The following is a 13,633-nucleotide window of genomic DNA, read 5'->3' as shown; positions in this document are numbered from 1 at the left end:
GTCAGGCCAGCGCCTGCACCCGCGCGCCGATCATCCGCAGTTCCGCAACGAAGCGGTCGCGTTCCTGCGCCCTTTTCGCTTCGTCAGGCAGGCGCAGCAAATAGCTGGGATGCACCGTGACCCATCCCTCCGCCCCGTTCTCCAGCGCGATTCCCGCGCCCCGCGTGCGGCTGATCGTCACCGCCTTGCCCAGCATCGCCCGCGCCGCCGTGGCGCCCAGCGCCACCACCAGGCGGGGCCGCACCATGTCCAGTTCCTGGGTCAGCCACCAGCGGCAGGCCTGTATTTCGCCGGCGTCGGGCGTCTGGTGGATGCGCCGCTTGCCGCGCCGTTCATGTTTGAAATGCTTGACCGCATTGGTGACATAGGCGCTGGCGCGATCCACGCCGGCTTCCTCCAGCGCGCGATCGAATAATTGCCCGGCCGGGCCGACGAAGGGCCGGCCGGCCAGATCCTCCTGATCGCCCGGCTGCTCGCCTATAAAGACCAGCGGCGCGTCGATCGGCCCTTCGCCAAAGACGGTCTGCGTCGCATCGCGATATAACGGGCAGCGGGTGCAGCGCATGGCTTCGTCGCGCACCGCGGCCCATACCGTGCCACTGTTGTTCGCGGGAGTGGGCGGCCTGGCCGGCGGACGCGGGGCGGTGGCGATCATGCGCGCCTCCCGCGCCTGAGCGCCGGCGACCAGATCCGGGATGAGCGCGGCCTCGGGCAGGTTGCGCCAATATTTTTTCGGCATTTCCGACAGCATCGCGCCGGTCTTGAGCCGGGCCGGGTTGAAGATCGCGGCATAATAGCCCTTCCACAATGCCTCGACCGGGTCGCCGTCCGGCGCATCATCGCGCGCTGCGCCCGGTCCTTCCGTCAACGTCGCACCATCCCAATGTATGCACGTCTCCGGCGTGAGGATCGACCAGCGCATCGCGGCGAAGCGGCGGACGAAGAAGCCCGCATTGGCGCGGACGATGTGATGGTCCGGTTCGAACCAGGCGACATAGCGGCTGGTCGGGCCGCCATCCCCATCCTCCTCCATCTCGCGAAAGCGGACGAAGGCGCGCATCTTGTGAATATCGCGCCGCACCGCCTTGGCCAATATATCGACCCGCCGCAGCAGAGGATCAGCCTTGTCCTCCATGACGCCGCGTTGGGTGCGGACACGCCACAGCAAGGCGTAGAGCAAGGCGAAGCGTTCGGGGTCGCGGTGAAGGATCGCGCTTTGCGCCATGTCCACAAAGGCGCGCGGGACAGAAAAGCGAGCACCGGGCCGCTCGGGCGGCAGGGGGGCGTCGCTGAACAGGTCGCCGCCATCCTCCCCCACCTGCCACGTCACTTCGGCCGGATCGACATCATGGTTCGATAGCCGGCGCGCAGCATCGCGCCAGCCGTCGAAATCATCGGGTGCGGTGAGGGTGACGCGATGCATAGAGCCGATCGCGGTCAGCCCGCGCTCATTCCTCGGCTTCGGCGCGGTCCAGTTCGGCGGGCTTGCGCTCCGCGAATTTGCGGCCGAGCTTTTCCTCTTCCTGCGCGCTCAGATCCTTGGCGGCGTCGGGGAACATCTCTTCCTCTTCCTCCTCGATATGATGGAGGTAGCGCTTTTTCATCTGGGCGAAGGTTTCGCGCCATGGCTGGCTGTTGAATTCCTGCTCCGCCATCTCCTCGAGATAATCCTCGATCTCCTTGTGCTCGGACACGCTGTGCTGCGCATCCTCGCGCAGGTCGGGGCGGGCGAGCATGGTGGCGTAGAGCGTCTCTTCCTCCGCCGCGGCATGGGCTTTCACCTCGACCGCGAACTGCGCGAACAGTTTTTCGAGGCGATCGGGTTCGTCCTGCGCATCCGCCATCTTGGCGAAGAGTTGGCGGTGGGAATCGTGATCCTGTTTCAGGCGATGGAAAATGCCGGCGTCGGCCATGGTCGGTCCTCCTCTTTTCGAGAAGACAGAACGATGGGCGCGGCAATTGGCTCCGATGCGTCAGCCGAACAGGAAGCGGAAGATGATGGCGACCGGAATCCAGAGCAGCGCGCCGACCAGGCTGGCGGCCCATAGCTGGAGCAGATCGCGGCGGTAGCGCAGCGAGAGACCGCTCTGCGACAACCCGCCCCGTTCCAGCATCTGCCAGCGTCGTTCGAGGCCGCGCGCGGCGATCGCATAGCCGCCGATCGCGATGATGATGCCCAGATGCAGGGCGAGCGATCCGCCCATTTTCGCGACGATGAAAATCTGAAGCAGGCAGAAGATGACGAGCGCGGCGGCGAGATGACTGCTGATGCGCTTGGCGAAGCTCTTGCGCTCCGTCCGATGGCCCAATGTCGTTGCCACGACCCGGTTCTCCTTGAATGACCCAGGCAACAGAATTTCACGAACATTGCCGTCAATCAACCCAAAATTACGATGATGTGAACAAATCAAGCTGCGTCGCGGGCGGGGCGAGCCGCGCGCGCAGGTCGGCGCGATCGACCAGGCCGGTCGGACGCCAGTCGGCGGCGACCAGGAATGGGCGCAGCTTGACAATGGAGGTGGTGAGCCGCGCCACATCGTCGAGTCGCAGGCGGCGGTGGCGGCGGCTGGCCAGAATGCGGTCGACCGCCTTCACCCCCAGCCCCGGCACGCGCAGCAACGCTTCGCGCGGCGCACGATTGACGTCGACGGGAAAGCTGGCGCGATGCTGGAGCGCCCAGGCGAGCTTGGGGTCGATGTCCAGCGGCAGGCATCCGGTCGCCGGATCGGTCGCCGCCGCAATCTCTGCGGCGTCATAACCATAGAATCGCATCATCCAGTCGGACTGGTAGAGGCGATGTTCGCGCTGAAGCGGCGGGCGCTTGAGCGGCAGCACGGCGCTGGGCGATGGGATGGGGGAAAATGCGCTGTAATAGACGCGGCGCAGGCGGTGCCGGTCATATAGACTGCTGGCGCGCTGGATGATGGCGCGATCGTCGGCGGCATCGGCGCCGACGATCATCTGGGTCGACTGGCCGGCGGGAGCGAAACGGGGCGCATGGCGATATTTCCGCCGCGCGTCGCCATGATCCTCCATCTCCGCGCGCAGCCGGCCCATCGCGCCCTCAATCCGGCCGCCATCCTTTTCCGGCGCCAGGCGCTTCAAGCCGCCTTCGGTCGGCAGCTCGACGTTGATGGATAGCCGGTCGGCGTGGAGACCGGCTTTGCGGATCAGGTCTGGATCGGCATCGGGGATCGTCTTCAAATGGATATAGCCGCGAAAATCATGATCCTCCCGCAGGGCGCGGGCGACCTCCACCAATTGCTCCATCGTATAATCGGGCGAGCGGATGATGCCGGAGGACAGGAACAGCCCTTCAATATAGTTGCGCCGATAGAAGCTGAGCGTCAGATCGACCACGTCCTTCGCCGCGAAGCGCGCGCGGCGCACATCGCTCGACCGGCGGTTGATGCAATAATGGCAGTCGAAGATGCAACTGTTGGTCAGCAATATCTTGAGCAGCGAGATGCAGCGGCCGTCCGGAGCATAGGCATGGCAGATCCCCATGCCTTCGGTCGATCCGATCCCCTTGCCGCCGCGCGAATCCCGCTTCGTCGTCCCGGACGAGGCGCAGGACGCATCATATTTGGCGGCATCCGCCAGAATTTCCAATTTTTGACGGATCGACAGCTGAACCATTTGTTCCTGATATGTTCAACTTCGAGATTTGTCCACAATGTCGATCAATGTAAGCAGGGCAGGCAGGCAACGACTGCGGGTCGCTGGACGCGGTTCGTTACGGGCAGAAGAGGGCGATGGGAGAAAACGGATATGGACAGACGGGCCTTTCTGGTCAGCACCATGGGCGGTGCCGGCCTGTCGTTGATGGCGGCGACGGCGGGGATGGCGACGCCCTTCGATCCCTTCGCCGGCGTGGAGCCGATCCGGGCTACGCCCGACCGCATCTTTCGCACCACGGTCTGTCTGCGGCCGTTCCGCGCGGCAGGCCCCCGTATCGAAGTGGAGGAAGTGGGGCGCAAGCGGGTCGTCCATAATTATGGTCATGGCGGCAGCGGCTGGTCGCTGAGCTGGGGCTCGGCCGAACTGGCGGTGGGGCTGGCCATGGCCGATGGAGTGCGCGACCTGGCAGTGATCGGCGCGGGCGCGCTGGGCCTGACGGCGGCGCTGACGGCACAGCGCGCGGGCGCGCGCGTCACCATCTACGCCAGGGAGCAATTCCCCCATGTCCGCTCCGCCCGGGCCACCGGCACCTGGTCGCCCGACAGCCGGATCGCGATGGAGAAGGCGGTCGACCCCGGATTCGGCGATCGGTGGGAGGCGATGGCTCGGACCTCCTTCGCCATGTATCAAAGCTATCTGGGGCTGGCCGGCGACCCGGTCGAATGGACCGACCGCTACATCTTGTCCGACGCGCCCTTCGGCGAAGCCGGGCGCGGGGCGGCGGCCGCGCCCGTTGTCGAACGCCCCGACGATTTCCTGCGGCTGGAAAGCCGGTTGCGCGACATCATGCCGCGCTCGGTCGAGCTGGCGCCGGGCACGCATCCGTTCCGGCCCGCTCATGCCCGCCGCAACAGTTCGTTGACGTTCAATATCGCCGATCTGGCGCATCAACTGATCAACGATTTCCTGATCGCCGGCGGGCGGATCGTGCCGATGGAATTTCATGCGCCCGGCGAACTGTCCCGGCTCAGGGAAAAGGCGATCATCAACTGCACCGGCTATGGCGCGCGGGCGCTGTGGCGTGATGAGAGCATCGTGCCGGTGCGCGGCCAGATCGCCTGGCTGATCCCGCAGCCGGGCGCCACCTATGGCGCCTATTATGGCGGGCTGGCGATGCTGGCGCGGCGCGACGGCATCGTGGTGCAGGAGGTCGGGCAGGACGAATGGTTCGGCTATGGCGATACCAACGAAACCCCCGACCATGATGCGGCGGCGGCATCCGTGCGGCAATTGGCGAACTTCTGGGCCTGACGTTTCGCCCTATTCGTCGGGCAGGCGTGAGACGCGGATCGACTGGTTGTTCATCTGCGCGCCGCCGAAAATGGTCATGAAGGCGATGTCGGTGGCGTCTCGGCCAACGGCGATGCGGACCATGGTCTCGACCGGGGCAAGGCCGGTGGCGTCGACCAGATGCCAGGCGCCGTCCAGCCAGACCTCGACCACGGCATGGAAGTCCGGCGGATCAAGGTCGAGCGCATAAACCGACACCAGACGCGCAGGGATGTCGCGCGAACGGATCAAGGCGGCCATCAGATGCGCGAAATCGCGGCAGACGCCCTGTTGCGCGACGAAGGTGTCGGCGGCGGTGGTGGAGATGTCGGAACTGCCCATCACATAGGCGACATTTTCGCGCACCCACGCCACCAGCGCCAGCACCAGCGCGCCGCCGTCGAGATCGGGGAAATGACCGCACACGAAGCTGACGAACCGGTCCGCCTCGCAATAGCGGCTGGGCCAGATGAAGGGCAGCACATCTTCGGGCAGGCTGGACAGGGGGCTGCGGTTCAGGCCGGCGATGTCGATCGGCAGGCGGTCGACCGCGACGGTGGCGCGGTAGGTGCTGACCATCCGGCCGGTGCCGGTCCGGGTCCAGGTGCGCCGCCCGACGCCGCTGCCGCCGACCTTGTTGGTCAAGGGGCCGGCATTGTCGATAATGTGGGATTGGGCGACGATGCGCTGGTCCGGCAAGGCGGCCGCCTCCACCGCCAGCAGCACGTCGGTGGGCTGGGCGAAGTCATAGTCGAGGATCGCTTCGATCGCGAGGCGCATGGGGTTCCATATCCGGCGTGAGGGGTGGGCCGAATCGGCCCGTGGCGTCAGCATCAAGCGCGCGCAGGCCGCGTGCAAGCGGCTTGAGCAGGGAAGGTCGAAATCAGCGTCGCGCAGCGGCCGGGGCCGAAGGGCCGGTTGCCGGACAGCACATGATTCCCGCAGCGGTTCATGCCTGCCGCGTCAGGCGCCGCCGTCGGAAAACCGCGCCCGCCGCGCCCTCGGCCGAACGGTAAAAGACCCGCCGCACGGCGTGGCGCGGCGGGTCTTTTCAGTGCGTGACGCGCAAGGCGGGCGAGCACCGCGAACCATGCCCCGGTTGATCCGGCCGGGGCGCTGGTCCGCGCCTATTCGCCATCATCCTCCGCATCGGGGGTCGTCATCATCCCTTCGGCGACTTCCTCGGTCTTGCCGCGGATCGCATTTTCCAGCTTGGCCGCCAGTTCGGCATGTTCCTTGAGATAGGTCTTGGCGTTTTCACGCCCCTGGCCGATGCGGATCGAGTCATAGGAGAACCAGGCGCCCGATTTCTCGACGATCCCGGCCTTGACGCCAAGGTCGAGTATCTCGCCGATCTTCGAAATGCCCTCGCCATACATGATGTCGAATTCGACCTGCTTGAAGGGCGGGGCCACCTTGTTCTTGACCACCTTGACGCGCGTGGCGTTGCCGACGATGTCGTCGCGATCCTTGATCTGGCCGGTGCGGCGGATGTCCAAGCGGACCGAGGCGTAGAATTTGAGCGCATTGCCGCCGGTCGTGGTTTCCGGGTTGCCGTACATCACGCCGATTTTCATGCGCACCTGGTTGATGAAGATCACCATGCATTTGGAGCGCGAGATCGAGCCCGTCAGCTTGCGCAGCGCCTGGGACATGAGGCGGGCCTGGAGGCCGACATGGCTGTCGCCCATCTCGCCCTCGATTTCCGCGCGCGGCACCAGCGCCGCCACCGAATCGACCACCAGCACGTCGATGGCGTTGGAGCGCACCAGCGTATCGACGATTTCCAGCGCCTGTTCGCCCGTGTCCGGCTGGGACACGACCAGTTCGTCGATATCGACGCCCAGTTTCTTGGCATAGCCGGGGTCGAGCGCATGTTCGGCATCGACGAACGCGGCGGTGCCGCCATTTTTCTGCGCCTCGGCAATGGCGTGGAGTGCCAGCGTGGTCTTGCCCGAGCTTTCAGGCCCGTAAATCTCGATGATGCGGCCCTTGGGCAGGCCGCCAATGCCGAGCGCGATATCGAGGCCGAGCGAGCCGGTCGAGATCGCTTCGATCTCCATCTTCTCACGGCTGCCCAGCTTCATGGCCGAGCCCTTGCCGAAGGCGCGATCGATCTGGGCGAGCGCCGCCTCCAATGCTTTTTGTCTGTCCATTGTCCCCGTCTTCTTGGAATCGATGAGTTGGAGCATTGCGGTCATCGGCCTATCCCCTGTCAAGCGGATCGCGTCGATTCTCTCGGCGCCTGTCTATGATGTATCCTGTTTGTTCTATAAGAACAAGAGGGGAACGGAAATTTCCTATTCGCCGCGGACCGGCTGGGTCACGCCGCCAATATCCGGCCCAGCGCGCGTTCGACCGCGCCGATCGTGAAGGGCTTTGCCAAGGTCGGCCGGTCGGCATGATCCGGCGGCAGATCATCCGCCATCCCGCCGGTGGCGAAAACGAAGGGAATGTCGGCCTGCGCCAATATGTCAGCGACCGGCCAGCTTTTTTCGCCCTGAAGATTGCAGTCGAGCAGGGCTGCGTCGAATCCGCCCTGCCGCGCCTGCGCACAGGCTTCATCGACCGTCGCGGCCACGGCGTGCAGGCGATAGCCGAGTGCGTCGAGATAATCCTCGAGCATCATGCCGATCATCGCCTCATCTTCCACGATGAGGATGGATTTCGCGTCCGACATGCCTGCTTCCCTGTTCAACCGGCGGATTGGCTAAACCATCGGCATCGGCTTGCCCAGCCCCTTCACCTTGATCCTGAGCAAGGTCAATCCCCCGACAGGGACATGGCCATCGTGTCGCGCGCCGCTTCGGCCAGCTGGTTGACGGAAAAGGGCTTGGGCAGGAAGGCGACATTGGCGATGTCGATCGACTTGCGCAGCTGTTCCTCGGCATAGCCCGACATGAACAGCACCGGCAACCGCGGATGGCTGCGGCGCGCTTGCGACACCATCGCCGGCCCGTCCATATTGGGCATCACCACGTCGGAAATCAGCAGGTCGATCCCCTCATGGCTGGCCAGCACCTCCAACCCCTGTTCCCCGTCATTGGCGGTCAGCACCTTATAGCCCTGCCGCGTCAGCGCGCGTTCGGCGACGGCGCGGACCATATCCTCGTCCTCGACCAGCAATATGGTGCCCGAACCCCATGTCTCGCTGCGCCGCACCGGCTCGCGCACCGGGACGTCCTCCACATCGGCGCCCTGATAGACGGGCAGGTAGATGACGAAGCTGGCGCCCCGCCCCAGTTCGGATTCGGCGAAGATATAGCCGCCCGACTGCTTGACGATGCCATAGACGGTGGAGAGGCCCAGGCCCGTGCCCTTGCCCAGTTCCTTCGTGGTGAAGAAGGGTTCGAAGATCTTCGCCAATATGTCGGGCGGGATGCCGAGGCCGGTGTCGGACACGCGCAGGGCGGTATAGTCGCCCACCGGCAGGATCTGCTGGCGCATCTCGCGCGTCTTGGCGGCCGGAACGGCATAAGTCTGGATGTTGAGCGTGCCGCCTTCGGGCATGGCGTCGCGGGCGTTGACCGCCAGGTTGACGATCACCTGTTCAAGCTGGCCTGGATCGGCACGCACCGCGCCCAGATTGCGGCCATGACTGACCTCCAGCCGGACATTTTCGCCCAGCAGGCGCTTCAGCAGGTTGGACACGTCGGAGACGATGTCGGGCAGCTGCAAAATCTGCGGCCGCAAGGTCTGTTGGCGCGAGAAGGCGAGCAGCTGGCGGGTGAGGCCGGCGGCGCGGTTGCTGTTCGACTTGACCTGCTGAATATCGTCATAGTCGCTGTCGCCCGGCGTATGGCGCATCAGCATCAGGTCACAATGGCCGATGATAGCGGTCAGGATATTGTTGAAGTCATGCGCAACGCCGCCGGCCAGCTGGCCGATCGCTTGCATCTTGGTCGCCTGCGCGACCTGGCGCTTGAGCTTGCTCTCCTCGCTATTGTCCTTGAGCGAAAGGAGCACGGCCGCTTCGCCCAGGCCGCGGACGCCCGCCAGGCTGAGCGCGGTCGGCTCGTCGGGCAGTTCGCGCATCCGCACGGCGATATCGCCCGACATTTGCGGACCGACGGCGAAGCGGCGCACGGCGTCTGCCACCGCCGCCTGATCCTCGCGCACCACCAGATCGCCGGGATAGCTGGGCTTGGCGCCGGGCGTCAGGCCTGCGGCGCGGGCGAACGCCTTGTTGACGAACAGGATGCGGCCGTCGCGATCCGCCATGGCCAGGCCAAAGGGCAGCAGCGAGAGCAGGGTTTCGATATAGGACAATGCCGACGTGCCGCCGCCGCCTGCCGGCTCGTCGATCAGCAGCAACAGCATCGGCCCGTCCTGCGCCGAACCTTGCCCGCCGCCGCCCGGCTGGCTCGCGCGGCGCAGCGGCACCTGGAGCAGGCGCAGCGGCAGCCCGCCATTTTCCTCCCGCGCCAGGAACAGCCGGCCCTTGTCATCCACCCGCATATGGGCGGCGAAATCGCGGCCGGTGATATTGGCGTCGATGCGCCCGGCCGCGCGCAGCAGGAAAGCGCCGTTGGCGGCGCGGATGCGTCCTTCCCCGCCGATCATCACGGCCATGATCCCCGCCTCGCCCATCTGCCGCCCAGCTTCGCCGGTCAGGAAACGGTTGACGTCGTCCAGTGCGCTGGGCTGGCGAACGGGGGTGAAGCGCCAGAGCAGATAATCTTCCGACCGGCCGGTCCGGGCGATGTCGACGTCCAGCCGCAACGCGCCGAGCGCCATGCCCTCCAGCTTTGCCTCGCCATCGCGCCAGGCGGCGCGGGCGATCTGCGACAGATTTTCGGTCAGGGCCGCGTCGCTCGTGATGCCTGGCGGCGTCGGATAGCCGGGGAACCATTCGCCGAACAGGTCGCTGGCGCAGACCAGCCGGCCGGCGCGATCGGTGACGGCAATGGCGATGTGCGACGCATCGGCCGCGGCGCGCGCCACGGTCCAGTCGGGCGTCGCCTCCCGATCTGAAAGCGGCGCGGGATAGACGTGGCGATACCAGCGCATCAGCGCGGCGATGGTCAGCACGCTGGCGGCAAAGCCGGCCGCCAGCGCCGCATTGCCTGCGGCATACAGGACGAGGCCGGCCGACAGCAGGGCCGCGCCCAGCAACAGGGGCAGGACGAAGGGCGACGGGGTCTTGCCCAGCCACGCATCTTCTTCCTGTTTCAGCCGTGCCGCCATGACCGGCCAACCCCCTGCATCGCCATCGGATCTTGCTGGCGCGGCGTCAGGCGCCGGCCGCCTTCTCCAATGCGCTGCTTTGATGGACCTTGCCAATCCTCAATTTGCGCGCCTGCCACTTGCGGCCCATGCGACGACGCCAGAACCAGTCGGCAATGACATAGCCGATGGCTGCGCTGACAAAGGAAATGATGGCCAGGCCCAGCAGCATCGCCGGTGCGGCTTCGGACAGCAGCCAGGCGGTCCACTGGCCAATGCTGGCATGGCCATCGACCAGCGCCATGAAGCCCGATGCGTCGGCGCTGCGGCCCAGCATCCAGTTGCCCAGCCACACCGACGCCATTAGGATGAGCGGCGTCGTGGCGGGGTTGGAGAGGAAGGTCATGGCGGCCGCGACCGGAATATTGGCGCGCACGGGCAAGGCCAGCAGCGCGGCGCCGGCGATCTGTACGCCGGGGATCAGCAGGAAGATGCCGACGAACAGGCCCAGCGCCACGCCACGCGGCACGGACCGGCGGGTGAAGCGCCACAGCGAAGGTTCGAGCACGCGATGCGCGACGGGGGCCAGCACCCGGCTTTTTTCCAGTGATTCGCGGGTAGGCGCATTGGCGTGCCACCAGCGGGTGAGGCGATTGTCCATGCTCAGCCGTGCGCTTTCATGATGCGCTGCTGATCGCGCTTCCAGTCGCGCTCCTTGATCGTGTCGCGCTTGTCGTGGGTCTTCTTGCCCTTGGCGAGCGCCAGTTCGATCTTGGCCCGGCCCGTGCTGTTGAAATAGATCATCAGCGGCACCAGCGTCATGCCCTGGCGCGACACGGCGCTGTGCATCTTTTCGATCTCGCGCTCGTGCAGCAGCAGCTTGCGGGGACGCTTGGGTTCGTGGTTTTCGCGGTTGCCATGGCTATATTCGGGGATGTTGCTGTTCACCAGCCACACCTGGTTGCCCTTCACCTCGGCATAGCTTTCGGCGATATTGCCCTCGCCGCCGCGCAGCGCCTTGACCTCTGTGCCCTGGAGCGCGATGCCGGCCTCGAACACGTCCTCGATGAAATAATCGAACTTCGCGCGCCGGTTTTCGGCGACGATCTTCTTCTTGTCGAAGGTTGCGGGACGGGGGCGGGCCATGATCTGTTCTAGTCTTTCGTTCGTGTCGGGCGCGTGCGGTTGCCACATGCGCAGCCCGTGTCTCCTGTGTCCGCGCCGGCGCCCGGCGAGGCCGGGATATGGTGACGGTGCAGCGTTAAACCAATCCCGCAATCTCCAGCGCGCGATCGACGGCGGCGCGGCTCGATTCCGACGGCCAGGTGATCGGCAGGCGGACATCGCCGGGCATGTCGGGGCGCACCCGTGTGAGCGCATATTTAACCGGGCCGGGTGAAGAATCGCTGAACAGGGCGTCATGCAGGGGATAGAGACGATCCTGGAGCGCAAGTGCGCCATCCCAGTCGCCATCGGCCATTGCCTTCTGGAAATCGGCGGCAAGGCGCGGGGCGACATTGGCGGTCACGCTGATGCAGCCCTTGCCCCCCATTGCATTGAAACCCAGCGCCGTTTCGTCATTGCCCGAAAGCTGGCAGAAGTCCGGGCGGCAGGCCAGACGCTGCGCGGTGACCCGCCCCAGATTCCCGGTGGCGTCCTTGATGCCCACGACGGTCTGAAACTCTTCCGACAGGCGATGGATTACCGGCACGCCAATGTCGGTGATGGTGCGGCTGGGCACGTTATAGAGGATGATCGGCAGGTCGCACCGTTCGGCCAGATAAGCGAAATGGCGGTAGACGCCCTCCTGATTGGGCTTGTTATAATAGGGTGCGACCACCAGCGCGGCGTCGGCGCCGGCCCCTTGCGCGGCATACATATGGTCGAGCGCGATTCGCGTGTCGTTGGAACCGCAGCCGGCGATCACGGGCACGCGGCCCGCCGCCTGGTCGACGCAAATGGCGATAACGCGATTATGCTCCTCCACCGTCATGGTGGCGCTTTCGCCGGTGGTGCCGCAGGGCACGAGCGCGCTCGAACCCTCGGCGATCTGCCAATCGACGAAGGCGCGAAAAGCGGCCTCATCGATCGTGCCGTCGCGAAACGGGGTGATCAGAGCCGGAATCGAGCCCGAAAACATGATTAAACTCCTTCAAATCTCCGGGCGGCCGGGGCATGATCGGTAAAGCGGCGCGCTATAGCGCGTCATTCAGGGCCTGATAAGGATGCAAATGCGATTATGTCCAGCATGCGCGCCTCTCCTCATATCGAAAGTTGCCTGATCCGGATGCCGATTATTGCCTTGTTGCTCATGACCGCCGGCGCCGGCGCACAGACCGAACGCCCCATGCCCGCGTCTCCCCCTGGCGCGATGGTCCAGCCGATCCCGCCCGAATATGGCCAGCCCAGCCAGTGGGACCGGGTGCAGGCGCAAATCGGTCAGCCGACCGACGGCAGCATTGCCGGCACCATCAGCCAGTGGCGCGCCCTGCAACAGAGCGATGGCCTCGGCTTTTCCACCTATGCCAGTTTCATCATGGCCAATCCCGGCTGGCCGGGCGAGGACCGGATGCGGCGGCTGGCAGAAACCGGAATCAATCCTGACAGCTATGCCCCCGCGCAGGTCGTCGCCTTCTTCGCGCGCTTCCCCGCGCGCACTTCGGTCGGCCACGCCCGCAACGCCGTCGCCCTGATGCAGCTTGGCCGCATGGACGAGGCGCGGGTCGCCGCTCGCAATGCATGGATCGGCGGATCGCTCCAGCCCGGCGACGAGGCGCGGCTGCTGTCCCTGTTCGGATCGGGCTTTACACCTGCCGACCATGACCTGCGCGCCGACATGCTGCTGTGGAACAACGATGTCGCTGGCGCGATGCGGATGCTGCCCTATGTCAGCGCCGCCCGTCGCCCGGCCTTTTCCGCGCGCATCGCCTTTCGCCGCAAGGCGCCCGAGGCGCCGGCGCTGATGCAGGCGGCCGAAAGCGTCGGGGCGACCGATGCGGGCTTCGTCGCCGACAAGGCGGTCTGGCTGCGCGACACCGGCAACTGGATCGCCGCCCGCCAATATCTGGCGAACCGTCCCGCGCTCATCTATCGGCCGGGCGACGCCGAGGAATATTATGAGGTGCTGCTGAACCATGCGCGCGCGGCGGCCAATGACAGCCAGTGGAGTTTCGCCTGGGGGATCGCCAGCAAGATCGACGATGCCTATGCGCCGGGCATCGACGTGTCCGACCGGCCGATCGGCGAACGCGACGATTATACCAGCCTGGCCTGGCTGGCGGGCACGACCGCCTTCTACAATCTCAACCGTCCGGGCGATGCGGTGGGCATGTTCCGCCGCTATGCCGACGCCGCCAAGTCGCCGCAGACCCGGTCGAAGGGCTATTATTGGGCGGGGCGGGCGGCGCTGACCGCTGGCGACAGCGCCAGCGCCAACAGCTATTTCGCGCAGGCCGGCAACTTCCCGGATCAATTTTACGGCCAGCTCGCGCTCGAACGGCTGGGCCGGCCGGTGCCC

13 protein-coding genes are annotated in these 13,633 nt (G+C 65.7%); 2 read left to right on the top strand and 11 right to left on the bottom strand.

Going from position 1 to position 13,633, the window contains the following annotated elements:
• Window position 1 precedes the first annotated feature (1 nt).
• The 4 genes from C100_RS39425 to C100_RS39410 all read right to left on the bottom strand — a co-directional run bounded on the left by C100_RS39425 (window position 2) and on the right by C100_RS39410 (window position 3,639).
• Window positions 2-1,423, bottom strand: a complete 1,422-nt coding sequence (locus C100_RS39425; RefSeq protein ID WP_024020629.1) for a UdgX family uracil-DNA binding protein — start codon at window positions 1,421-1,423, stop codon at window positions 2-4.
• Between the two features lie 25 nt (window positions 1,424-1,448).
• Entirely contained in the window at window positions 1,449-1,913 is a 465-nt protein-coding gene (locus C100_RS39420; RefSeq protein WP_024020628.1) for a hemerythrin domain-containing protein, read from the bottom strand.
• A gap of 60 nt (window positions 1,914-1,973) precedes the next feature.
• Window positions 1,974-2,321 carry a hypothetical protein gene (locus tag C100_RS39415; RefSeq protein WP_052028326.1) on the bottom strand — a complete coding sequence of 116 codons (348 nt, stop codon included), beginning with the start codon at window positions 2,319-2,321 and terminating at the stop codon, window positions 1,974-1,976.
• A 67-nt stretch (window positions 2,322-2,388) separates the two neighbouring features.
• Window positions 2,389-3,639: a putative DNA modification/repair radical SAM protein gene (locus C100_RS39410; protein WP_024020626.1), complete on the bottom strand. Its 1,251-nt coding sequence runs from the start codon at window positions 3,637-3,639 to the stop codon at window positions 2,389-2,391.
• 132 nt (window positions 3,640-3,771) lie between these two features.
• Between C100_RS39410 and C100_RS39405 the strand changes: the two genes are divergently transcribed.
• Window positions 3,772-4,932 carry an FAD-dependent oxidoreductase gene (locus C100_RS39405; RefSeq protein ID WP_024020625.1) on the top strand — a complete coding sequence of 387 codons (1,161 nt, stop codon included), beginning with the start codon at window positions 3,772-3,774 and terminating at the stop codon, window positions 4,930-4,932.
• Window positions 4,933-4,941: 9 nt separating this feature from the next.
• Here C100_RS39405 and C100_RS39400 read toward each other — a convergent pair whose 3' ends face one another.
• The 7 genes from C100_RS39400 to dapA all read right to left on the bottom strand — a co-directional run bounded on the left by C100_RS39400 (window position 4,942) and on the right by dapA (window position 12,256).
• Window positions 4,942-5,730: a transglutaminase-like domain-containing protein gene (locus tag C100_RS39400; RefSeq protein WP_024020624.1), complete on the bottom strand. Its 789-nt coding sequence runs from the start codon at window positions 5,728-5,730 to the stop codon at window positions 4,942-4,944.
• A 347-nt stretch (window positions 5,731-6,077) separates the two neighbouring features.
• Window positions 6,078-7,151 (bottom strand): recombinase RecA, encoded by a 1,074-nt coding sequence (gene recA, locus C100_RS39395; RefSeq protein ID WP_024020623.1) that lies wholly within the window; start codon window positions 7,149-7,151, stop codon window positions 6,078-6,080.
• A gap of 122 nt (window positions 7,152-7,273) precedes the next feature.
• Window positions 7,274-7,630 carry a response regulator gene (locus C100_RS39390; protein ID WP_024020622.1) on the bottom strand — a complete coding sequence of 119 codons (357 nt, stop codon included), beginning with the start codon at window positions 7,628-7,630 and terminating at the stop codon, window positions 7,274-7,276.
• An 83-nt stretch (window positions 7,631-7,713) separates the two neighbouring features.
• Window positions 7,714-10,137, bottom strand: a complete 2,424-nt coding sequence (locus C100_RS39385; protein ID WP_024020621.1) for a hybrid sensor histidine kinase/response regulator — start codon at window positions 10,135-10,137, stop codon at window positions 7,714-7,716.
• Window positions 10,138-10,183: 46 nt separating this feature from the next.
• Window positions 10,184-10,777 carry a DUF2062 domain-containing protein gene (locus C100_RS39380; protein ID WP_024020620.1) on the bottom strand — a complete coding sequence of 198 codons (594 nt, stop codon included), beginning with the start codon at window positions 10,775-10,777 and terminating at the stop codon, window positions 10,184-10,186.
• Between the two features lie 2 nt (window positions 10,778-10,779).
• Window positions 10,780-11,262, bottom strand: coding sequence for an SsrA-binding protein SmpB (smpB, locus tag C100_RS39375; RefSeq protein WP_024020619.1), 483 nt, complete (start codon window positions 11,260-11,262; stop codon window positions 10,780-10,782).
• Between the two features lie 115 nt (window positions 11,263-11,377).
• Window positions 11,378-12,256: a 4-hydroxy-tetrahydrodipicolinate synthase gene (gene dapA / locus C100_RS39370; RefSeq protein WP_024020618.1), complete on the bottom strand. Its 879-nt coding sequence runs from the start codon at window positions 12,254-12,256 to the stop codon at window positions 11,378-11,380.
• A gap of 99 nt (window positions 12,257-12,355) precedes the next feature.
• On the opposite strand from dapA, the gene C100_RS39365 reads away from it, so the two are divergent.
• On the top strand, window positions 12,356-13,633 hold a 1,278-nt coding region (locus C100_RS39365; RefSeq protein ID WP_024020617.1), incomplete at its 3' end, for a tetratricopeptide repeat protein.

The sequence above is a fragment of the Sphingobium sp. C100 genome, from assembly GCF_000508185.1.
Lineage (GTDB): Bacteria > Pseudomonadota > Alphaproteobacteria > Sphingomonadales > Sphingomonadaceae > Sphingobium.
The sequence above is the reverse complement of the archived record's forward strand: the minus strand, read 5'-3'. Positions and strand labels throughout refer to the sequence as shown.

Bases quoted from the DNA above. Each gene is read 5' to 3' on its own strand.
- C100_RS39400 (WP_024020624.1), bottom strand. From the start codon at position 5,730: ATGCGCCTCGCGATCGAAGCGATCCTCGACTATGACTTCGCCCAGCCC.
- C100_RS39390 (WP_024020622.1), bottom strand. From the start codon at position 7,630: ATGTCGGACGCGAAATCCATCCTCATCGTGGAAGATGAGGCGATGATC.
- C100_RS39420 (WP_024020628.1), bottom strand. From the start codon at position 1,913: ATGGCCGACGCCGGCATTTTCCATCGCCTGAAACAGGATCACGATTCC.
- C100_RS39405 (WP_024020625.1), top strand. From the start codon at position 3,772: ATGGACAGACGGGCCTTTCTGGTCAGCACCATGGGCGGTGCCGGCCTG.
- C100_RS39425 (WP_024020629.1), bottom strand. From the start codon at position 1,423: ATGCATCGCGTCACCCTCACCGCACCCGATGATTTCGACGGCTGGCGC.
- C100_RS39410 (WP_024020626.1), bottom strand. From the start codon at position 3,639: ATGGTTCAGCTGTCGATCCGTCAAAAATTGGAAATTCTGGCGGATGCC.
- C100_RS39380 (WP_024020620.1), bottom strand. From the start codon at position 10,777: ATGGACAATCGCCTCACCCGCTGGTGGCACGCCAATGCGCCTACCCGC.
- smpB (WP_024020619.1), bottom strand. From the start codon at position 11,262: ATGGCCCGCCCCCGTCCCGCAACCTTCGACAAGAAGAAGATCGTCGCC.
- recA (WP_024020623.1), bottom strand. From the start codon at position 7,151: ATGACCGCAATGCTCCAACTCATCGATTCCAAGAAGACGGGGACAATG.
- C100_RS39385 (WP_024020621.1), bottom strand. From the start codon at position 10,137: ATGGCGGCACGGCTGAAACAGGAAGAAGATGCGTGGCTGGGCAAGACC.
- dapA (WP_024020618.1), bottom strand. From the start codon at position 12,256: ATGTTTTCGGGCTCGATTCCGGCTCTGATCACCCCGTTTCGCGACGGC.